The 21,037-nt window shown below is 65.4% G+C and carries 21 protein-coding genes and 1 pseudogene; 3 read left to right on the top strand and 19 right to left on the bottom strand.

From position 1 onward, the window contains the following. Together ACF1AJ_RS19500 and ACF1AJ_RS19505 are read right to left on the bottom strand one after the other, a co-directional pair. On the bottom strand, nucleotides 1-400 hold a 400-nt coding region (locus ACF1AJ_RS19500; RefSeq protein ID WP_391508810.1), incomplete at its 3' end, for an RES family NAD+ phosphorylase. Next, nucleotides 400-792 carry a hypothetical protein gene (locus ACF1AJ_RS19505; RefSeq protein WP_301220657.1) on the bottom strand — a complete coding sequence of 131 codons (393 nt, stop codon included), beginning with the start codon at nucleotides 790-792 and terminating at the stop codon, nucleotides 400-402. The genes ACF1AJ_RS19505 and ACF1AJ_RS19500, both read right to left, overlap by 1 nt. Before the next feature lie 29 nt (nucleotides 793-821). On the opposite strand from ACF1AJ_RS19505, the gene ACF1AJ_RS19510 reads away from it, so the two are divergent. Together ACF1AJ_RS19510 and ACF1AJ_RS19515 are read left to right on the top strand one after the other, a co-directional pair. Beyond that, the gene (locus tag ACF1AJ_RS19510; protein ID WP_391508811.1) at nucleotides 822-2,267 is read left to right on the top strand and encodes a relaxase/mobilization nuclease domain-containing protein; all 1,446 of its coding nucleotides are present in this window, start codon (nucleotides 822-824) and stop codon (nucleotides 2,265-2,267) included. Between the two features lie 18 nt (nucleotides 2,268-2,285). Further along, nucleotides 2,286-3,167: a hypothetical protein gene (locus tag ACF1AJ_RS19515; RefSeq protein WP_301220659.1), complete on the top strand. Its 882-nt coding sequence runs from the start codon at nucleotides 2,286-2,288 to the stop codon at nucleotides 3,165-3,167. A 45-nt stretch (nucleotides 3,168-3,212) separates the two neighbouring features. Here the strand turns inward: ACF1AJ_RS19515 and ACF1AJ_RS19520 are convergent. The 6 genes and pseudogenes from ACF1AJ_RS19520 to ACF1AJ_RS19545 form a co-directional block, all read right to left on the bottom strand. Next, nucleotides 3,213-3,503, bottom strand: a pseudogene (locus tag ACF1AJ_RS19520) (integrase core domain-containing protein); the annotation flags it as partial. A gap of 112 nt (nucleotides 3,504-3,615) precedes the next feature. Beyond that, complete coding sequence (locus tag ACF1AJ_RS19525; RefSeq protein ID WP_301220746.1) at nucleotides 3,616-5,517, bottom strand: cytochrome c oxidase assembly protein; 1,902 nt, start codon at nucleotides 5,515-5,517, stop codon at nucleotides 3,616-3,618. Between the two features lie 508 nt (nucleotides 5,518-6,025). Beyond that, a complete protein-coding gene (locus ACF1AJ_RS19530) occupies nucleotides 6,026-7,300 on the bottom strand; it encodes a sodium:proton exchanger (RefSeq protein ID WP_391508812.1) in 1,275 nt (424 codons plus the stop codon). Nucleotides 7,301-7,338: 38 nt separating this feature from the next. Beyond that, entirely contained in the window at nucleotides 7,339-7,899 is a 561-nt protein-coding gene (locus ACF1AJ_RS19535) for a signal peptidase II (RefSeq protein ID WP_301220661.1), read from the bottom strand. Nucleotides 7,900-7,924: 25 nt separating this feature from the next. Next, nucleotides 7,925-9,838 carry a cation-translocating P-type ATPase gene (locus ACF1AJ_RS19540; RefSeq protein WP_301220662.1) on the bottom strand — a complete coding sequence of 638 codons (1,914 nt, stop codon included), beginning with the start codon at nucleotides 9,836-9,838 and terminating at the stop codon, nucleotides 7,925-7,927. After that, nucleotides 9,838-10,197, bottom strand: a complete 360-nt coding sequence (locus ACF1AJ_RS19545; RefSeq protein WP_301220663.1) for a helix-turn-helix transcriptional regulator — start codon at nucleotides 10,195-10,197, stop codon at nucleotides 9,838-9,840. Before ACF1AJ_RS19545 ends, ACF1AJ_RS19540 begins: the two co-directional genes overlap by 1 nt. 153 nt (nucleotides 10,198-10,350) lie before the next feature. On the opposite strand from ACF1AJ_RS19545, the gene ACF1AJ_RS19550 reads away from it, so the two are divergent. Next, the gene (locus ACF1AJ_RS19550) at nucleotides 10,351-10,620 is read left to right on the top strand and encodes a zf-TFIIB domain-containing protein (RefSeq protein ID WP_301220664.1); all 270 of its coding nucleotides are present in this window, start codon (nucleotides 10,351-10,353) and stop codon (nucleotides 10,618-10,620) included. 47 nt (nucleotides 10,621-10,667) lie between these two features. On the opposite strand, the gene ccsB is transcribed toward ACF1AJ_RS19550, so the two are convergent. From ccsB to ACF1AJ_RS19605, 11 genes are all read right to left on the bottom strand, one after another. Beyond that, nucleotides 10,668-11,735, bottom strand: coding sequence for a c-type cytochrome biogenesis protein CcsB (gene ccsB / locus ACF1AJ_RS19555; RefSeq protein WP_301220665.1), 1,068 nt, complete (start codon nucleotides 11,733-11,735; stop codon nucleotides 10,668-10,670). Between the two features lie 161 nt (nucleotides 11,736-11,896). Next, nucleotides 11,897-12,649 (bottom strand): cytochrome c biogenesis CcdA family protein, encoded by a 753-nt coding sequence (locus ACF1AJ_RS19560; protein ID WP_391508813.1) that lies wholly within the window; start codon nucleotides 12,647-12,649, stop codon nucleotides 11,897-11,899. Continuing rightward, nucleotides 12,639-13,253, bottom strand: coding sequence for a TlpA disulfide reductase family protein (locus ACF1AJ_RS19565; protein WP_301220667.1), 615 nt, complete (start codon nucleotides 13,251-13,253; stop codon nucleotides 12,639-12,641). Before ACF1AJ_RS19565 ends, ACF1AJ_RS19560 begins: the two co-directional genes overlap by 11 nt. Before the next feature lie 199 nt (nucleotides 13,254-13,452). Beyond that, on the bottom strand, nucleotides 13,453-14,151 hold the full coding sequence (locus ACF1AJ_RS19570) for a F510_1955 family glycosylhydrolase (protein WP_363324718.1): 699 nt from the start codon (nucleotides 14,149-14,151) through the stop codon (nucleotides 13,453-13,455). Nucleotides 14,152-14,246: 95 nt separating this feature from the next. Continuing rightward, entirely contained in the window at nucleotides 14,247-14,996 is a 750-nt protein-coding gene (locus ACF1AJ_RS19575) for a M23 family metallopeptidase (RefSeq protein ID WP_301220669.1), read from the bottom strand. Between the two features lie 177 nt (nucleotides 14,997-15,173). Beyond that, nucleotides 15,174-15,761 (bottom strand): DUF305 domain-containing protein, encoded by a 588-nt coding sequence (locus ACF1AJ_RS19580; protein ID WP_301220670.1) that lies wholly within the window; start codon nucleotides 15,759-15,761, stop codon nucleotides 15,174-15,176. Nucleotides 15,762-15,854: 93 nt separating this feature from the next. Beyond that, nucleotides 15,855-16,346, bottom strand: a complete 492-nt coding sequence (locus ACF1AJ_RS19585; protein ID WP_301220671.1) for a DUF6153 family protein — start codon at nucleotides 16,344-16,346, stop codon at nucleotides 15,855-15,857. Between the two features lie 80 nt (nucleotides 16,347-16,426). Then, nucleotides 16,427-16,741: a metal-sensitive transcriptional regulator gene (locus ACF1AJ_RS19590; protein WP_301220672.1), complete on the bottom strand. Its 315-nt coding sequence runs from the start codon at nucleotides 16,739-16,741 to the stop codon at nucleotides 16,427-16,429. Between the two features lie 15 nt (nucleotides 16,742-16,756). Continuing rightward, nucleotides 16,757-18,973: a heavy metal translocating P-type ATPase gene (locus tag ACF1AJ_RS19595; protein ID WP_391508814.1), complete on the bottom strand. Its 2,217-nt coding sequence runs from the start codon at nucleotides 18,971-18,973 to the stop codon at nucleotides 16,757-16,759. 54 nt (nucleotides 18,974-19,027) lie between these two features. Beyond that, nucleotides 19,028-19,285 carry a hypothetical protein gene (locus ACF1AJ_RS19600; protein ID WP_391508815.1) on the bottom strand — a complete coding sequence of 86 codons (258 nt, stop codon included), beginning with the start codon at nucleotides 19,283-19,285 and terminating at the stop codon, nucleotides 19,028-19,030. A 31-nt stretch (nucleotides 19,286-19,316) separates the two neighbouring features. Continuing rightward, a partial coding sequence (locus tag ACF1AJ_RS19605; protein ID WP_391508816.1) for a copper-translocating P-type ATPase occupies nucleotides 19,317-21,037 on the bottom strand: 1,721 nt, incomplete at its 5' end.

The raw sequence follows: 21,037 nt of genomic DNA on the forward strand, positions 1-21,037 counted from the left end.
AATTGGCTTGGATCGCCGCAAGGCTCTCGCTGTGAGTGACGGAGCAGTACCGGCCGGTCTGGTCTGCCTTGCCCCCGAAGCGCTCCTCGAGCCACCCGTAACCGACGGTGCCGGAGGGGGCGTCCGGATAGAGCTCCACTTCACCGGCCTCGTCCTCGATCTCGTCGAGTTCGGCGTCCGTCTGCGGCTCGGGCCGGAACTGTGCGAGCACTTCCAGCAGGCAGGCTAGCAAGCTCTCGCCGGTGTAGAGCGTCCGGAATAGCTCGGCCAGTTGATCGTCCCAGCGGCCGTTGAACCGGCCTGCGTCGTTCGCGTAGCGCCAGTCAGCCCATGCCCAAGGGTCGGGGCGGTAACCCACCCGCCAGACTTGCTCGGAGACCTCCGCGATCGCCAGCCCCATCATCCGATGAAGGCGAACGCCTTGGCGGCCGCCATCACCTCCGGGCCGACCTCGTTCGGGTCGCCCTCGCGCAGCACTCGCGCCGGAGAGGCGTCATTGAGGGCAGGGTTCATGCCCTTGAACCAGGACTGGACCGTGACGGCCTCGTTCCGCTCGCGAAGCAAAGCGGCGATCTGGTAGGCGACGAACAGGCGGTCGCGGTCGGTCTCGCCGGGCTCCCGCGGGCCGACCGCCCACTCTGCCACGGGCTTCGTCGACTTGACGTTGCCGATGTAGGCCACCAGTCGCACGCCGATGATGTCGCGGAGCTTGGTCACCAGCTCAGGGAAGGTTGAACGTACCGCGTCGTCGTACGCGCGCATTCCTGGCTTCTGCGTCGTTGTGGTGGTCATATCGCCAGGCTACTCGCACAGACTGTGAGATGGGTAGCAATTTCCGTATGAAAAACGCCCACGGAAGCGATACCGGAATCGCCCTGAGAACTGCCACGACGCCCGCGGATGTGTGGCACTGCTCCCTGTCACTCCGAGCCGACGAGGGCCAGCTGAGCGACGAGAAGTGGGGCGCGATCGCGCAAGACTTCGTGGACCGGATGGGATTCACCGAGGCCAGCGGCAAGGCCGAGTGTCGGTGGGTGGCCGTGCGTCACGGTCTGTCGACCAACGGCAATGACCACATTCACATCGCGGTCTCTTTGGTGCGCGAGGACGGCACCAAGGCGAGCACCCACAACGACTTCAAGAAGGCGCAGGACACCTGCCGCGACCTCGAGCGCGAGTACGGGCTGAAGCAGCTCAGCAGCCGCGAGCACGGACTGGGGGAGCGGGGCATCAAGCCCGCCGAACAGGAACGAGCACGACGCACTGGCGCGGTCGAGGTCGACGCGCATCGGCTCGAGCGGGCCGTCCGTGCGGCGGCGGCCGCGTCGCTGGATGAGGGAGAGTTCGTGCGTCGCGTGCGCCGGGCCGGTGTCCTCATTCGGCCCCGTTTCGCGGCGGGCCGCGATGACGTGGTGGCCGGCTATTCGGTGGCGGTGCGCACCAAGCACGGCACCGCTCCGGTTTGGTACGGAGGGGGCCGGCTGGCACGTGATCTGACGCTTCCGCGGCTGCGCGAGGGGTGGCCTGACAGTCCGCTGTCGGCGCAGAGTGCGGTCGACGAGTGGAAGGCGACCAGCCGCAATCCGTGGCAGTACCGGCCGGTCGCGCCGGGCCGTGAAGAGCACGAACCGGCACCGGCGATGTGGCAGCAGTATTCGAAAGAGGTGCGCCAGCTGCGCGAGCAACTGCGTAGCATCCCGGTCGAGGACCGGGCCGCGTGGGCGCACGTCGCGCGTGACGCGGCCGGAGCGTTCGCCGCGTGGTCGCAGCGTGTGGAGACTACGCCCGGACCGCTCGCTGAAACCTCCCGTGAGCTGGCACGATCGGCGCAGATCAAGGCGCACACGTCGAAGCCGAAGAAGGTCAGCATGGGCAGCGCGGGCGGCGCCGCCATGCTGCTGATGCAGGCCGCGAGCCAGGGTCAAGGGACGATGGCCGAGGCGATCCTGATGCGGCAGTTGGCACGGCTCACCGTGGCGATCATCGACATGCACAAGGCTATCGGTGACGAGGCCCGCGCGGCGCAGATCTCGCGCACCCTGAACACGCAGATGGCCACGGTCGCATCCCGGCTTCCGGAGGTTCCGCGGAAGGGACAGACGGGGCCGGCGACTGACGTCGACGAGCGCGCCCCCGAGTCTGTGCGGATCGCGCAGACGGGCTTGAGCGCACCGCGGCCTGGGTCGCCGCTACCGACAAAGGTCGAACCCGCAAAGCTCTACAAGCCCGCGACGGGACCAGATCAAGACCGCGGCATCGGAAGATAAAACGGAAGGTGGCAGATCATGGCTGAGGACAACGACGGCATCGCAGACGCCCTCGACGGGCAGCTGCGGATCGCGCTCACGGTCGCGGCGCAGATGGGCGCCCGACTGGCTCGGCTGCGCGAAGAACTCGCCCGCACCCGGCAGGCGCAGACCGAGCAGCAGAACCGCGAGCTTCAGGTGCGTTTCGACGCCGAGCGGGCCGCCGCCCGTGCCGAACTGGCTCCGGTCTACGAGCGCAGCTGGTGGGTCACCGCGAGCGTCGAGCAGATCGCAGGCGTGCACGAGATGGTGACCGCCTGGCACGGCATCGACCCGGAGGCCGACCGTGCAGGGGAGCGCATCGCCCAGGAGTTGCAGGAGCGTTATGGCCTCGACGTTCGCAACCTCGACGCGGATCCCGCCGCGGTGCGTGAGGCGATCGCCCAGGCGGAGCGTGCTCGAGCGGACGCAGCTGCACAGCGCGGCGAGAGCGCCGTCGATGTGGTCGAAGCGGGCGCGTTCCTCGCTGCAGCAGAGACCATGGATCGCGCAGCCGAGGAACGCACGCGTGAGGCGAACGAGCAGGATCAGCGCATCCTCAACGGCGACGCCGGCGACGTCGACCAGGTGCGCGCGGACGCGGAGAGCAACCGTGACGCAGCAGACGACCTCACCGCACGCGCGGACGTCGACCGCGGGAACGCCGCCGACGCTTTCGACAGCGCCGAGCGTCGCGCGCAGCTCGCCGCATCGCTCGAAGGCAAGGTCAACCCTGCCGTGATCGACGCCCGCCTCACCGCAGCCGCAGACCAGGCCCGACACCCGCGCGAGGCGGTCTCCACCGCCCCAAAGCGTGCGGCAAGAGCGCGACGTGTATCCACTGGCCAGGGGCAGCAGCGCGAGCGTCAACTGGGCCGCTGAAGCGACACGCTCGAAGCGACCAACATAAGGCAATCGCCAACAGCACTAGCTATCGATCGCTAGTTGTAGTTCCCCGAGGTTGTGAACGCGGGCTGAGGGGACTTGGCCTCCGATTCCCGTGTGGGGTCGGTGGTGATTGTAGTGATGGAGCCAGATGTCGTAGGTGGCTGCTCTGGCTTCGTCGCTGAGGTAGGCGGCGGCGTAGGCCCATTCGGTGGCGAGGGTGCGGTTGAATCGCTCGACCTTGCCGTTAGTCTGCGGCCGGTATGGGCGGGTGAATTGGTGTTGGACGCTTGCGCCGAGCGCGGCAGTGAACGCGTGCGACCGGTAGCAGGACTCGGCCATGAGCGTAAGTGGAAGCGCCGCCGAGGATGAGTGCGGTGCATGCTGCAGCGAGCCCGTTGGCGATTCTTTCCTCCCCGCGCTTGGGAATAGGGCGGGCGAAGCGCTAGGGGTTGCGCCGTGCGAGCGCAGCGACTCGCTCGTTGTAGGCGTTCAGTTCGGCGTCTCCCGTCCGGTCGGCGTTGCGGTCCTGCCGCTTCGTCTCGCGCTCGTCGCTGCGGCTCCATTGGATGGCGACCACGATCGCCAGGATGACCGTCGGGATCTCGCCGATGCTCCACGCGATGCCGCCGCCCGCCTGCTGGTCGACCAGCGGCGAGTCGCCCCAGGTGCGGCCCATCGCGCCGAACCAGTCGGCGAGGAGCAGACCGTGCATCTGCATGATCGACAGGCCGAAGAAGGCGTGGAACGCCATGGTGAGCAGTAGCAGGAGCAGCCGGAACGGGTACGCCAGCCGGTACTTGACCGGGTCGATGCCGATCAGCGACTGCACGAACAGGTACCCCGTGATGAGGAAGTGGACGATCATCCACTCGTGCCCGATGTGGTCGGTGGTCGCCCAGCGGATCACGGGCGTGTAGTAGAAGACCCACAGCGAGCCGGCGAAGAGGATCGCCGCGACGATCGGGTTGGAGATGACCGCGGCGAAGCGGGAGTGGACGGCCAGCAGCAGCCATTCCCGGCCGCCGCGTGACCCGTCACGACGCTTGCGGATGGCGCGTGCGGCAAGCGTGATCGGCGCACCGGGTACGAGCAGCAGCGGGACGCCCATCGTCAGCACCATGTGGGCCGACATGTGCGCCGAGAAGAGGTACTTCTCGTAGACGTTGACGCCGCCGTTGGTGATGTAGAAGAGCAGGACGATGCCCAGCGTCCACAGGATCGTGCGGTAGATGGGCCATTTGTCGCCGCGTCGCCGCAGCCGCCACACGGCGGCGAAGTAGAAGAAGAGGGCGAACGCGCAGGCGAGCACCCACAGCAGATCGAAGTTCCACGAAGTGAACAGCCGCTCGAACGAGAGCGCGGGCGGCAGCTTCTCGCCGGTCAGGATCTCGGCGGGCGTCGGAGTGGCAGCGCGCGTCTCGGGGGCCGGCGTGACGGTGCGGGCGAGCGCCGCGGCCACACCCGAGGCGATGCCCATGAAGGCAAGCTCCGCCACGACGATCCACCAGAAGCTGCGCGTCTCGCCCGTCGTCTTCAGCCGGCCGATCAGGTAGCGGCGCTGCGTCAGGCCGAACAGGCCGAGCGCCACCAGCGCAGCCACCTTGACGAGCACGAGGATGCCGTACGGCGTCGCCAGCTCGGCGAGCGTGCCCACGCGCAGCTCCGCATTCACATAGCCGGAGGCGGCCACGACGATGAAGCAGATGAGAGCGACCGTGGAGTAGCGCTCCAAGACCGTGAGCAGCCTTCCCTTGCCGAAGGTGTGCTTGACAACGATCAGCGTCACCAGACCGCCGAGCCAGATCGCGGCGAACAGCACGTGCAGGCCGAACGACGTCACCGCGGCATCGTGCCCGGCCGCCTCGGCACTGTGACCCTGCTGCGCCATCGGGACGACGGTCGCCATCGCCAGCAGAGTGACGAACACGATCGCCGTCTGGTTGCGAACCGCGAAGCACAGCACGGTGACCGCCGCGGCGATCAGGGTGATGCCCAGCCATGCCTGGCCGAGCGAGACGCTGGTGATGAACGAGCTCAGCCCGTTGCTGAACGTGGCGTCGAACGACCACGGCACGTTCGAGACGCTGACGAAGGTGAACAGTCCGGTCGCGGCGGAGGCGACCGTCATGACCGCAGCGCTCCCAGCCGCGAAGTCGAGCGCAGTGCCGTACTCGTCACGGTCGGGGCTGAACGCGAAGCACGCCAGCACCAGTGCACCGACCGTGCCGGCCAGGCTGAGATTGACCACCAGCGTCGCGGCCGGGAGACCCCAGCGCACCAGCGCGCCCGGATCGGCCAGGAGCGGAGCGGACGCTCCGCCGCCGAACGCGAGGGCGGCCATCATCGCCACCGCAGCCGTCAGCAGCAGCGCGGCGGGGCCGATCACGCGGAAGACTCGTGGCACCCGTCCACCTTATGCAGCGACTTGGTGAGTAACGCGCGCGTCACTCACCAAGACTTATCCGAATAGGCGGGGATGGATGACGCCCGCATGGCCCAATGCCGCTTTTAGCGTCAGTCGCTGGTGACGTCGAGTGTGTACTCGGCGAACTGAGGGCTGTGAAATCGACTTTCCGCGACGTGCCAACGTCAGCGCCGGTGATCCGAGAGCCAGCGTCTAGGAGCCCCACGGCGGTAGCTCGGTTTGTACTACTTGAACCCTGATATCGGGGACGCCGAGCGGATGGTTTCAGCATCATCAGAATCGCTGGCCTCTGTTTTGTCGCGATGTACGAGTCAATGATGGGAGCCTCGCGAAGCAAAAGGATTCGTCGTAGTGACTCATCGCACCTACCCGTGGTAGAGGTGGCGGCTTGTGAGAGGTGCCAGCATCGGATCAGTGCCGGCGACCTCTAATTGTCCTCCGCTTTGCGCGACCCTGGGCGCGGACGGACTCCGGCACGGAGGAGGGGGGGCACGTCGTGACGGTGTACAAGGAGGAAGGCCACTGCCACGAGGACGTAAACGACCGACATGGCATAGCGTGCGTGCTCGTCTGGGAGGACGAATTGTGCGGTGAACAAGCCAAGTAGGAGAAGCGCTTTTCCGCCGGTCAGTCTCAGGTTTACCAGGACTGCAATTCCAAGGATGGTTTGTGCAGTGGTCAGAACGAGTTCTTCTGTTTGGCGTGCATCAAGCGGCAATCCTGCCGCTGCGCCGCCACCGAGGTAGTAAGCGATGGGGAGGCAGGCGATGAGCAGGGTCCATTGGTTGAGTTTCGCGGCCAGGAGGGCTGTCATGCCGTCATTGGCGCGGTTGCGAAGCGCGAAGGTTATGGCAACGAGGACTTCGGGGGATTCGGACGCGATTGGTGCCAGCCACTGAACGAGGAGAAATCGGTCTACCCCTAGTTGGCTGCCGGCTTCCACGAGGGCTTGTCCGAACGGTTCTGCAGCGCTGAGGATTACGATGGCTGCTGCCACAAATAGGCCGGCAACCAGGAGGCGCCGGCGCAGCGGCGGCTGCGCTGCGACGGTAGCGGCGACTCCGGTGAGTTCTTCTTCTGAATCGGTGTTTCCTCGGATCCGCCACAGATACCCCGCAAAGAGCGCACCCAAAACAAGGGTGTCATACCACGCCAGTCGCCCGGTTAGGGGGATGATCAGGGCGTACAGGGTGGCGGCGCCGAGGAACCACAGTTCGATTCGCCGCTGCTTGTCGAGTTGTATTCCGCTGCGGAACCATCCTTTGTATTCGGAGGTGGGGCGGCGGCGGCGGATGGCCCAAATTGCAACAAAGGTCAGGATCGGCCAGGCGACACCGATCAGCAAACGATTTGCGCCGGTCATGTTGGCGGTGGCGTAGGCGGCGTAGGCGGGGTCACTACCGGAGCGGTAGGCGAAGAAGATGTCCACGGCGTATTCCGGCAAGATTGCAACAACCGATAACAGGGCAAGAGCGAGGCTGCCGGAGATGTCTGCGCGAACCGCTTCTGCCGCCCACATCAGGAGCGCTACTGATGCTAGAACTCCCACACCGAACACAATCACGGCAACAGCCGGGGCCAAGGACATGCCGGTGAGCCGAACGGCAACTGCAGGTGTCGCCGCAAGTAGTGCTAGTGAGATCCGGATTGCTGCGGTGCGAGCGGGCAGTACCGCGTTGGATTCCTTAGCCGTCTCACTCACATCCAGGTACCTTTCTCTTGATCAGCATTGGGATCAATTCACACCGAGTCGGCGGCATCACGCGGACCCTTACCGTTGTTCCGGGTGCTCGTGAGCGCGAACAGGGCCGCGACGACCAAGCCCACGACGATGCAGATGTCAGCGATATTGCCGATGAACCAGTTGCCATAGGCGAGGAAATCCACAACGTAACCGCGCCCGAACCCCGGTGAGCGAAATAACCTATCCGCGGCGTGAGAGGTTGCGGCGCCTCCGACAACGCCGATCACGACTGCCCACCGGGCACGCCGGACACGTATCGCTAGGACGACCGCGGCAATGGCTGCAATCACAGAGACGATGGTGAATATCCAGGTGGCACCTGCGCCCAAAGAAAAGGCTCCGCCCGGGTTGTATGTCAGCTGTAGGCCGAAGAGATCGCCGATCAGAGGGGTCCGGTTGCCTGGCGTAAGCATCACTTCCGCAAGTTCCTTGGTTGACTGATCCAGGGCTACCACTAATGCTCCGAGCACAAAGGTGATGAGAACCAACAACCATCGGGCACGACCGGAAACAACGTCCACGCGCGAGCGTCGAGGTGCGTGTGCTGGTTGCGTCATGCAGCGGGCCCTCGCTTCCGCCGCATCATGGTTCCAACCGCGGTCGCCGCGAGCGGGCGGCCCGTAGCCCATTGAGGATGACGATAACCTCGGCCACTTCGTGGACGAGTACGACCGCCGCCAACCCAAGTATCCCGAATGCCGCCAGCGGCAACAGCACGGCGATGATCAGCAACGACAGCAGGATGTTTTGATTGATGATGGCCCTGCCTCGTCGTGCATGGTCTAGCGCGAGGGGGATGAGTCGTAGGTCATGGCCGGTGAAAGCAATGTCGGCCGATTCGATGGCGGCATCCGAGCCGGTGGCGCCCATCGCGATTCCAACGTCCGCGCCGGCCAGGGCCGGGGCGTCATTGATGCCATCGCCGATCATTGCGGTTGGAGCGACGCGGCTCATCGTCGCCACGGCTGCCGCCTTGTCTTCGGGTCGAAGCTCAGCGCGGACGTCCTGAATCCGTGCTTGCGCTGCGAGCGCGTGCGCGGTCCTTTCGTTATCCCCGGTCAGCATCGTGACCTCAACTCCTCGCTCACGGAGAGACTCGATCACCTCTGGCACTTCCGGACGCAGTTCATCGCGGACCCCGATCGCTCCAGCGAACTGATTGTCAAAGTAAATGATCACGACGGTCATGCCCTGGCCCTCGAGATCGCTGACCTCCTGGTCCATCTTTCCCGGCGGAAGCCAGCGGGGACTGCCGATGGATACTGTGATCCCGTCCACGACACCCGTCACGCCGTGTCCGGCTGTTTCAGTTACATCGACAGCTTCGGGCGCGTCTGGATGGCTGGCGGCAATGGCGGCCGCAAGTGGGTGCTTACTATGCATCTCAACACTTGCCGCCCTTCTCAGCAGGTCGGCCGGCTCCGTTCCAGGGACCGTGATGACTTGTGCGATTGTCGGCTGGTTGCGTGTGAGGGTTCCCGTCTTGTCCACAGCGAACCGGCGCACCCCACCGAACCGTTCGAAGGTGGCTCCGGACTTGATCACCACTCCAAACTTGCTGGCAGCGCCGATCGCCGACACAACCGTCACAGGGACCGCAATAGCCAGGGCGCACGGTGACGCAGCAACCAGCACCACTAAGGCCCGGGTAACCCACACCTCTGGATCACCGAACAAGGAACCGATGACCCCGATTAGAACGGCAAGGATCATCACGCCGGGAACAAGCGGCTTGGCGATCCGATCGGCCAGTCGAGCCCGCGCCCCTTTATCGGCCTGAGCCTGCTCCACCAGGTGGACGATTGTGGTCAAAGAGTTATCCGTGCCGGCGGCGCTCACCTCCACCTCCAAGACCCCGGAGGTGTTGATCGACCCGGCTGAAATCGTGTCGCCAGCCGAGACTTCCACCGGAATCGACTCCCCCGTGATCGCCGAGGTATCCAAGGCGCTTCGGCCCGACCGTACGACACCGTCTGTGGCGACCCGGTCTCCGGGACGCACTAGCAACAAGTCGCCGACCGCCAATTCGCGAGCAGAGACTTCGCGAATGAGTTCCCCTTCGCGCAGCGTCGCTGTTTCTGGGACAAGCCTTAGCAAGGCACGCAAACCCGCCCGTGCACGGTCCATTGCTTTGTCCTCGAGCGCTTCAGCGATCGAGTACAAAAAAGCAAGCGCAGCAGCTTCTTCAACAAAGCCGAGGATTACTGCACCCGTGGCGCTGATGCTCATCAAAAGGCCGATTCCCAGCCTGCCTTTGCCGAACAGCTTTCGGAGTGCGCCCGGGACAAACGTTGCGGCACCCAACAACAGCGCGATCCAAAACAGCACCAGGGACGCTAGCTCAAAGCCCGTCCATTGGAGGATCAGGCCGGCCAAGAAGGCGGCCCCGGAACTGATAGGGATGAGGACTTCTCGGTCCCTCCACCAAGGGCCGTCGCCCTCGTCCTCCTCCTCGAAGGAGTCCACGTCATCGACCCGTGACCCTGCGACCGACATTATGCTTGCTCCTCCATTCCCACGTCGTGGCAAGTCGAGCAGCCAGGATCGAGGCACGGCGCGTTTTCATCAACAGCCAGCGTCACGTCAATGAGAGACGCAAGAGCTCGGCCCAGGTGAGGATCGGCGATCTCATAACGCGTTTGACGGCCCTCCGGCTCAGCCACCACGATTCCGCAATCGCGCAGACACGTCAGATGGTTTGAAACGTTGGAGCGTGTAAGGTCGAGTTCTCGCGCCAGCTCAGTGGGGTACGAAGGTCGGTCCAGGAGCGTCATTAGGATCCTCGATCGAGTGGGATCAGCCATCGCCCTCCCCAACCGGTTCATGACATCAAGACGCGAAGCAATAGTCAGCACACGCTGACTATACATCCTTTGCTGAACGATTCGCTCTGCGCTACCGTAGCTTCACCGGGCACAGCACAGGTGAGTACCGCTGCTCTACCTGATCCGTCCGTCCGTCACCCGGGGAAGCTGGATCCCGGAGCTAACTCCAGAAAATGGTGGTTCATGAAGTGCCCAGTTGACGGAGAGACTCTTCTCCTTTCGGAACGCTCAGGGATCGAAATCGATTACTGCCCAGCGTGTCGAGGCGTGTGGTTGGATCGGGGAGAGTTGGACAAGATCGTCGAGCGATCAGAACCGGGTGTGTCATCCCCATCCGGTCCCGCTGATCGGGACTGGGGCAGCTCCGACAGCTCCGGCCGCTATCACGGTAGAGGTGATGCCCCCGCTGGCAAGCGGCGTGGCGGCTGGCTCGGTGAACTGTTCGGGGATTGATTGTACGGCTCGCTTCAACCGATGCAGCTAAAGGTTCAAGGCATCCGCTATAGACCGCTGTACGTGTGCAGGCCTTTGAAGAAGACGTTCACGATGCCGAAGTTGAACAGCACCGCGGCGAAGCCGATGATCGCCAGCCAGGCCGAACGGGATCCGCGCCAACCGCGGGTCGCGCGGGCGTGGATGTAGCCGGCGTAGATCACCCAGATGATGAAGGTCCAGACCTCCTTGGTGTCCCACCCCCAGTACCGGCCCCACGCCCTTGCTGCCCAGATGGCTCCCGCGATCAACGTGAAGGTCCACGCGATGAAGCCGACGATATTGATCCGATACGCCAGGTTCTCCAAAGCGCCCGAGCTCGGCAGGGTCGCCAGGAACCGGAACTGCTGAGGGCGCGACTCCGCCACCTGCCGCTCCCGCCGGTACTGCAGCAGTTGCAGACCCGACAGTGCGAACCCGAGGGCGAAGAACGCCGTGCCCAGCACGGCCACGATGATGTGGATGACCAGCCAGTACGACTGCAGCGCCGGCTGCAAGGGCACGACCGGCACGTAGTACCGCAGGAGCGCGATGCCTTGCAGCACCAAAACCAGTCCGAGGACGAAGGTGCCAACGTAGGTGATCGGCCATTTCAGGTTGGCGATGAGGAAGACCCCGATGATGACGAGAGTCCCCGTCATCGAGAATTCCCACATGTTCGCCCAGGGCACCCGGGCGGCCGCGAAACCGCGCAACACGTCGGCGACCAGGTGGAACGCGAAGCCGATGATCGTCAGAGTGAACGCCCACTTCAGGGACGCTCCGCCTCCTGCGCCGTTCATCACATCGTCTTCGACGCGCGTGCTGATGCGCGAGGAGAGCCTGCCGAGCGCAGAGGAGGGCGGGGGTGGCGTCGCAGTGCTGCTGCCGCCGGTCACCGTGGTCGCCGGTGCTCCCACCGGAGCGGCGGCCTCCGCACGTCGTGCCACCGCACTCGGCACGACGGCAGCCTCCACTGCGGTCGCTCGAGCGCCGCGCCGGGCGAGATCGAGCGCGAAAGCGATGAACGCCGCCGCATAGAGCCCCATCGCCGTGTACAGGAACACGGTCGACAGTTGAGCCAGATTTTCGGTCACGATTCAAGCCTAAGTCGTTAGATCAGGGCCAGGCCAGGCCCGATGAGGCAGGCAAGCGGCGGGTTGTCGGGGATGAAGTACCTGGTGGTGCGTCGGCCCGGCGGCCGTGCGCAGCTTCGGCCGTGGCGTCTGGGTCCTCCGGCGGGGCCCAATCGATGTGATCAGAGGGGCGGCTCAAAACCTTGGATCACCGCCAAGAACTGTGACATGAGCTCGCTCCACAGACCGGTCACCATCAGGATGCCGATGAGAACCAGGAGCCCGCCGCCAATGATATTGATCGCGTGAATGTGTTTCTTCAGGAAAGCGACGGATCCCGCCACCCTGTCGAAGCCGAGGGCGACCAGGAGGAACGGGATGCCGAGGCCGATGCAGTAGAACAGGCCGAGCAGGGCTCCGCGCCAGGGCGAACCGCTGCCCACACTGAGGGCGCTGATGGCTGCGAGGGTCGGGCCGATGCACGGCGTCCATCCCAGCCCGAACACGATGCCGAGCACGGGTGCACCGATCAGCCCGGTGGCCGGACGCCAGGACGGCTTGATGGTGCGCTGGAGGAAGGAGAACTGCCCGATGAAGACGAGCCCCATCACGATCACGAACGCGCCGAGGATCCGAACCACCACATCCTGCCAGCGCACCAGCCAGAAGCCGAGAGCCCCGAAGGCGGCCCCGTAGGCGATGAACACAATGCCGAACCCGAGGACGAACAGGGCAACGCCGATCAGCAGCCGCGATCGGTCCCGCTTGACCCCCGGGTCGCTGAAACTCCCAACATACGCCAGGTAGCCGGGCACCAGCGGCAGCACGCACGGGGACGCGAATGCGACGAGCCCCGCGAGGAGCGCGATCGGCAGCGCCACCAGGAGCTGGCCGCTGAAGACGATCTGACCGACGTCGCCCACCTCAGTGCTCATCCACGGCGTCGGAGATCAGGGAATCCAGGATGCTCTTGTCCGGGATGGCGCCCAGGATGCGCGCGGCGACGCGGCCCTTCTTGTCCACGACGAGGGTCGTTGGCGTGGCCTTCGGCGGCACTGTCTTGCTGAACGCGAGGAGGACCGAACCGCTGTCGCGGTCGAGCACCGACGGGTACGTGACGCCCTTGTCCTTCTCGAAGCTCGCCGCTGTCTGCGCGGAGTCGTAGAGGTTCACCCCGAGGAAGGCGACACCCCGGTCCGCGTACTTCTGACTGAGCGACTGGAGCATCGGAGCCTCCACTCGGCAGGGCGGGCAGCCGGCGTACCAGAAGTTCACGACGAGGACCTTACCGGCGTACTTCGCCGAGCTGACGGTGCTGCCGTCCTGCAGCGTGCCGGTGAACGAGACGGGCGCTCCCCGGTTGGCGGCGGCGTACTCGCTCACCGTGCCGTCGCCGGCGATGTAGTTCTGCCCGTTTCCGGAGCGGTACTGGGTGGCCAGGCTGTCGTTCGCGGTGCAGCCGGTCAGGACGAGCGCCGTCGCCGCGGCCATGGCTGCGATGGGCAGGAGGAGGCGAGAGCTGAGACGGTAGGCGGGCATCACGCTTCCCCCGCATCGGTCATAGCGACCAGGAGACTCGCCGCCGATTCGGCCTGGCAGACCTCAGCGAGGTGCTGCGACTCTGGCCCACTGCTTCCGCGCACTACGTGAGCCTCGGCGCCGGCGGGCAGGCGGAGAATGTGCAACGGCGCTTCTGTGGGAGGTTTAGCCGGAATGTGATTCATGAAGATTCCTTGCTTCAGATCGATTCGGGTAGGGAGACAAATTCCTCGCGTTTTTGCCAGCGATTGTCGTCTCCGAGGACCCAGGTGGGCGTTTTGTGTGTCCACACCCACATCCGGTTAGCGCTATCCGATGTTGCTTCCAGGAGGAACAGGGGCGGCGCGTCCGCGACCGGGGCGAATGTGAAGCCAGCGTCGTGGCTGATCTTCAGTCCCGTCTCCGTGGTGGCATAGACGGTGGCTGCGTCGGTTGGGTCAACGGCCAGCCGGGGCAACGCAAGCGTCGCTCCATCTCGCCAGGTGTGACCGCTGTCGTCACTTACCCGGATCGTGCCGCCTGAGTATCCGTAGATTCGCTGTGCGTTGTCGGGCAACGGTGCAGCCGTGAGGTCGTGGAAGTCGGCTTCGCCTCTCAGCGAAACAGGTTTCCAACTATGAGCGGCGTCGGTGCTTTCGATGAGCCCCAGGTTGCCCGGGTCGCCCTCAGGGTTGTTCACCGGGTCGGGATGGCCGGAAGCGAGCATTCGGCCGGGGGCGATGATCGTGAACCCCATGGTGTCTTGGGTGCCTTCCCCGATCCGAGCGGTTGGGCGGGTTGAGAAGCCGGCGCCTAAGCCGGAGGCTTGCACCCTCCAGACCCCTTGATGAGTGGCGGCGAGCAGGTCGCCGGAGCCAGGGTCCACGCCTAACCCGTGTACATGCTCGAGCGCCGACATCGACGCGGTAGCGGGAGCTTGGGAGCAGCCGGTGAGCGCTAAGAGTGTTGCGATAGTGAGCGCGGAGCTGAGGGTTTGCTTTCGGGTTGTGGCTTTCACGAACCGACCTTTGCTTTCATGAAGGGGAAGGGGTCGACGGCGACGCCGTCGATGAGAATGCCGAAATGGAGATGCGCGCCGGTGCTCATGCCGGTGTTGCCGACCTGGCCGACGATGTCGGTGACCTTCACCTGGTCGCCGACCTGTACCCGCAGTGAGCCGGAGAGCATGTGTGCGTAGAGGCTGCTGACCCTTTGGCCGTCGATGGCGTGGTCGACGATCGCGTACACGCCGAGCTCCCCGCTGGGATTGCCGACTTCGGCAACGACGCCGTCGGCGATGATCTGGATCGGTGTGCCGGCGCCAGGATTCATATCGAGACCCTGATGGAGCGAGGAACAACCCGCGCAGGGGGCGTTCCGGTACCCGAAACCGTCGCTGATGGGGACGCCTTGAGTAAAGGGCCATTGCACGGCGGAGTCCGGATTGTTGGTGAACGTCTCGGCGGTCGACGTGTACCCGCGGGGCGCGGAAGGCAGGACGGGTTTGGGCGGCGGTGGCGTGGTCACCGAGAACTGCTCGCGGGCGATCGCGCCGATGCTCGCACCAGCGTCGATGGTGACGGTCTGCGCCCCTTCCAGTGTTCGAATGACGGGGACGGCGTCGGGTTCGCCGGTGTCAGCAAATGCCGGAATCGCGAACGGCGCCACGAGTAAGGCGGCGGCGGTTCCGGCCAGCAGGGACCGCAGCCTGAATCGCCTGATATGGGCGGTGGAGGAGCGCGGCCGCGGCCGCTCGCTGCGCACTGCTCGGGCCCGTCGTGTCTGCTTGGCTCGCAGGTCCCGCCGTCGCGGGTCGGGGAGGGAGTATGACGTATTGGCCATGGCTCAATTCCGTGCGCGCACGGCGCAGAGGATAGGGCGGGTGCCGCCGCTGCAGGGGGGACTGTGGGGTCGCGACGACACCCGCGTGGGTGGGACGGACTAGAGGCTGGCCAGCAGGCTCTGCATGGTGGCGATTTCGGCGGTCTGATCGGTGACGATCTTCTTCGCCAGGGCCACAGCGTCCGTGTTCTTTCCCGTCTTTACTTCCTGGTTCGCCATGTTGATGGCGCCCTGGTGGTGCTGCACCATCTGGGTGAGGAAGAGTTTTCCTGCGTCGGCGCCGGAGGCGTCTTTCAGGGCTGCCATGTCCGAGTCGGACATCATTCCGCCCATGTCGTGGCCGGACATGCTGCCGGACCCACCCCACGACTGCAGCCATCCGTTCATCGTGTCGATTTCGGGCTGCTGGGCGTCCTTGATCTTTTGGGCGAGGTCGGTGACCCTGGCGTTGACGCCGGTTTTGCCCAGCACCATGTCGGACATTTCGATGGCCTGCTTGTGGTGCATGACCATGTTCTGCGCAAACGAAATGTCGGCGTCGTTGTGCCCGCTGGCAGTGGTTGCGGTGGTCGACGAGCCTCCCATCTCCATGCCAGAGTGCCCGCCGCTCGGGGTGCCGGAGCAGCCGGCGAGGACCAATGCGGTCGCGAGGACGCCCGAGGCGAGCGCTATCGTCTTCAGCTTCATAGCGAATGCTTCTCTCTTGCTTGAAAAGGATTGTTCCCGGCCCGACCGTTGGACGGGTCGGCGGTTGCCCGGGCAAGCCCGGGGCGGGAGCAATCAGGTTCGGCTGATCGAGAGAACGTGTAGAGACGGTGGAGCAGGCGGTGCCAGAACTGCCGGGAGTGTTGCGGTGAGCGCGGCGATCAATCGGTGCAGCGCGTTGCCGGACCGTGTTGTGATTACGCGCAGGGTCAGGATGAGGGTGAGGATCAGCAGCGCGAGCAGGCAGGCCATGTTGGCCATGGTGTGTCCGGGCTCGCACATGCCGTTGCAGTCGCCAACCCCGTGGGCATCGTTGGAGGTGTTGGTGTCGGTCATGACGGCGCCGCCAGTCATACCCGAATCGCTCATCGCGTGGTGGTCGACGAGGGTCGCGGGAGCGCCGTCGACGTTGATGGCGGTTGCATGGTGGCTGGTGTGGTCGCCGGTGACCGTGGTCAAGGTGTGCATCGCCAGGAGGCCGATAAGGGTGCCGGTGACGGCGAGCAGGAGCATGACTACGCGCTGCAGCGGAGCCAGTCGTGGCAGGCGGATGCTGTTGCTGACCACGACACCTCCGACCTCAATTTTCCGGGAACCCCGCCTAGGGTAGCGCGGCCTGCTGGATACACCCAGGGGGTGTTTTCTGGTTAGGACTTCACCAGTCGTGCGATGGCGTCGCTGGCTTCCTTGATCTTCGCTGCCCCTTCGTCGCCGCCGAGCAGCACGGCGTCGGTGACGCAGTGCTTGAGGTGGTCATCGACCAGGTTCACGGCAACGCTTTTCAGGGCGGAGGTGAGTGCGGAGATCTGGGTGAGGATGTCGATGCAGTACTGCTCCTCATCGACCATCCGGGCGATCCCGCGGGCTTGCCCCTCGATGCGGCTCAGGCGACGCCGGTAGCTGTCCTTGTCGGTGATGTACCCGTGTTCGTGCGGGTGTTCCGTGAGGGTTGTGTCGTTCATTTTGGGTTCCATCTGTCAGGTTCGGGTGGTGAGTTTGGGTGCGGGCCGGCTGGCCTGCGGTTGTTGCGCCGCTCGTGCGCTGGTTTCGGGGCGCAAGTCCAGGCGGCGAAGCAGCTGAGCGTTCAACGCTACGACGATCGTGGACAGCGACATCAGGATCGCACCGACGGACATGGGCAGTACGAACCCGATGGGGGCGAGCACTCCGGCGGCCAGCGGGACGGAGATCAGGTTGTACCCGGCGGCCCACCACAGGTTCTGCTTCATCTTCCGGTAGCTGGCTCTCGAGAGCTCGATGACCGAGAGCACCGATCGGGGGTCGTCGCTGGCCAGGATGACGCCGGCGGAGGCGATGGCAACATCAGTGCCGGCGCCGATGGCGATTCCGACATCTGCTTGCGCCAACGCGGGCGCGTCGTTGACGCCGTCGCCGACCATGGCCACCTTGCGGCCTTCGGCTTGCAGTTCCTTCACTTTCGCGGACTTGTCCTCCGGGCGCACACCGGCGAAGTACCGGTCGATGCCAAGTTCCCCGGCCACCGACTTGGCCACAGCGTCCGCGTCGCCGGTGATCATGACAACGTGCACGTTCTGCCGGTGCAGCGCGTCGACGGCCTGCCGGGATTCTTGACGGATCTCATCGGCGAGTTTGAACGCGCCAGCGACTTCCCCATCGACCACTACGTGCAGGATGATCGCCCCATCCTGTCGCCACTGATCGGCGACGGGGAGCTCGGCTGTCCCGGCTTGCTCCAGCAGGTTCGGCCCGCCGACTTGGATGTTGTGTCCGTCGACGGTCGCAGACACCCCGACCGCGGGGGAGGATTCGAAACCGGTCGCCGGGCTGATCGTCAGGTGGCGGGCTGTGGCGGCGTTGACGATGGCGCGCGCCAACGGGTGCTCGGAGTCGGATTCCGCGGATGCTGCCAGCGCAAGAACCGTGTCCTCGCTCTCACGGGTGGTTTCGATGGCGGTGACGGTGGGCTCACCCTTGGTGAGGGTCCCGGTCTTATCGAACAGCACCGTGTCCACGGTGCGCATGCTCTCCAACGCCAGCCGATCTTTGACCAGCACGCCACCGCGGGCGGCGCGTTCGGTGGCGATGGAGACGACCAGCGGGATGGCCAGACCGAGGGCGTGCGGGCAGGCGATGACCAACACGGTGATTGTTCTGACGACCGCGTCATCCGGCAGGCCGATCATGGTCCACACGAGCGCGGTGATGACCGCCGATCCGAGAGCGAACCAGAACAACCACGCCGCCGCCGTGTCGGCGATGCGTTGCGCCCGGGAGGAGGAGTTCTGGGCGTCAGCGACCAACCGTTGGATGCCGGCCAAGGCGGTGTCCTCGCCGACGGCGGTGATCTCCACGCGGAGGCCAGAATCGGTGGCAACGGTCCCGGCGATCACCGGGTCGCTCCTGTCGCGGCGGACGGTGCGGGATTCGCCGGTGATCATCGACTCGTCCATGCTCGCCGAGCCCGACACGATGCGGCCATCGGCCGGGATGCGTCCGCCCGGCCGGACGACGACGACGTCGCCCACCTGCAGCTCGGACGGGGCCACCGAGACGGTGGTCTCCCCTTCGACCCGTTCGGCTTCATCCGGCAGCAGTGCTGCCAGTGAATCCAGGGCGGAGGTGGTTTGCGCCAGCGACCGCATTTCGATCCAGTGCCCCAGCAGCATGATCACGATCAGCAGCGCCAGTTCCCACCAGAAATCCAGTTCGTGGTCCAGGATCCCCAGGCTCGCCCCCCAGGAGGCGAGGAAGGCGACGGTGATTGCCAGGGCGATCAGCAGCATCATGCCGGGCTTCAGCGAGCGGAGCTCACTGACGGCACCGGTGAGGAAGGGGCGGCCGCCCCACACGTACATCACGGTTCCCAGAAGCGGGGAGACCCAGGCCACCCAGGCGGCGTCCGGCAGCGAGTACCCCAGGATCATCGCGAACATGCCGGAGAAGGCGACAACCGGGATGGCTAGCACCAGCATGATCCAAAACAGCCGACGGAACTGGCCGACGTGATCCCCATGTCCCGCGTGCCCGGACATTCCGCCGTGCCCGGCGTTACCGGACATCCCGTCGTGCCCGGACATGCCGGCGTGGCCGGACATGTCGTGCCCGGCGTGGCTATCAGCGGGTAGCGCGCCGGCGTGCTCGTCGGTTGTGTGATCGGGGTGTGTGTGGGTGCTTGCGGTGTGTCCGTGGTCATGCGAGTACTGGTCGCTCATGATGCTGACCTTCCGATACGGGGTATTCGGTGCGCCTGGCAGGCAGGTCGCGTGTTATGCCGCCACGTAGGCGGCCGGGTTGGCGTCAAACTTCGGGGCGCAGCCGGCGCAACAGAACCAGTACCGCTGCCCGTTGTGGTCGCGGAACAGGCCGGCGGCTTCCGCTTTGGCCTTGCTGACGGTGGCACCCTTCATCACCACGCATTCGGTGAGGTCGTCGGTGCCGGTGCCGGTGCCGAGCAGGTTTGTTGCCCCTGCTGGCATGGTGGTGTTCTGGTGGGCGGAGTCGGTGCTGCAGCAGCTGTCGCTCATCGAGGTCGTCCTTTTCTGTTTCTGTCGGTGGTTAGGCGGATTGAAGGGTCCGGGATCGGGCGGTGGTCGGTGTGGGTGCGCTGATCCGTGCGCGGAAGCCGCGCAGACGCAGGCTGTTGCTGACCACGAACACGCTGGAGAACGCCATCGCCGCTCCGGCGATCATCGGGTTCAGCAAGCCGAAGGCTGCCAGCGGGAGAGCGGCGACGTTGTAGGCGAAGGCCCAGAACAGGTTGCCCTTGATGGTGGCCAGGGTGCGGCGGGCGAGGCGGACGGCGTCGGCTGCGGCGCGTAGATCCCCGCGCACCAAGGTGATGTCGGCGGCCTCGATGGCGACGTCCGTTCCGGTCCCCATCGCCAAACCGAGGTCGGCCGTGGCGAGGGCGGCGGCATCGTTCACCCCGTCACCCACCATGGCGACGATCTTTCCGTCGGCCTGGAGGCCGGCGATGATCTCGGCCTTGTCCTTGGGCAGAACCTCGGCGATCACCTGGTCAATGCCGGCCTGTTGGGCAACCTGGCGGGCGACGACGGTGTTGTCACCGGTGAGCAGGATGGGGGTGAGCCCGAGCTGTTTGAACGCTGCGACGGCTTCGGCGCTGGTCGGCTTGATCGCATCCGCGACGACCAGCAGGCCTCGAGCGGCGCCGTCCCAGGCGACGCAGACCACCGTTTGCCCGGCCGCTTCGGCAGCGGTCTTGGCCTGCGCCAGGGCAGGGGGGAGGGGGAGTGACCAGTCGTGAAGCAGTGAATCTCGTCCAACCAGCACTAGGTGCTTCCCGACGGTGCCTTGCACTCCTCGGCCCTCGATGTTGCTGAAGGAGTCGGGTGTGGGGAGTGGGCCGACCCGGTCAATGGCAGCGCGGGCGATGGCCTGAGCGATCGGGTGTTCGGACGCGTTCTCGACCGTGCCGGCCAGGCGCAGCAGCTCGTCCTCGCTCACCTCAGCGGTGGTGATCACATCGACCAGCGACATCTTGCCGGTGGTGACGGTCCCGGTCTTGTCCAAGACGATGGTGTCCACTGTTCGGGTGGATTCCAGCACCTCCGGTCCCTTGATCAGGATGCCCAACTGGGCACCGCGACCGGTGCCCACGAGCAGGGCGGTCGGGGTCGCGAGACCCAGCGCGCACGGGCAGGCGATGATCAGCACGGCCACGGCCGCCGTGAACGCCGCGGCCGCGGGATGGCCGGTCAGCAACCAGCCGGCAAGGGTCAGCAGGGCGATGCCGAGGACGATCGGCACAAACACGCCGGAGATCCGGTCGGCGAGGCGCTGCACGTCGGCCTTGCCGGATTGTGCATCCTCCACCAGTCGGGCCATCTGGGCGAGCTGCGTGTCGGCTCCGACCCGGGTGGCTCGCACCAGCAGCCGGCCGCCGGCGTTGACCGTCGCACCCGTCACTGGGTCGCCCTCGGTCACCTCGACTGGAACAGATTCACCGGTCAGCAAGGACATGTCGATGGCGCTGGCGCCTTCGATGACGACACCGTCTGTTGCCACCTTTTCTCCGGGTCGCACAACGAACTCGTCGCCGACCTTGACCGAGTCGATCGGCACCCGGACCTCGTGCCCGTCGCGGATCACCCCGACGTCCTTCGCTCCGAGATCCAGCAGGGCACGCAATGCGGCTCCGGCTTGCCGCTTGGAACGCTTCTCGAAGTAACGGCCGGCGAGAACGAACATGGTCACCCCGGAGGCGACCTCCAAGTAGATGTTTCCCGCCCCGTCGGTTGGGGCGACGGTGAAGG

Origin of the sequence: Leifsonia sp. NPDC014704, from assembly GCF_043083605.1 — a bacterium.
In the GTDB taxonomy this organism is placed as follows: domain Bacteria; phylum Actinomycetota; class Actinomycetes; order Actinomycetales; family Microbacteriaceae; genus Leifsonia.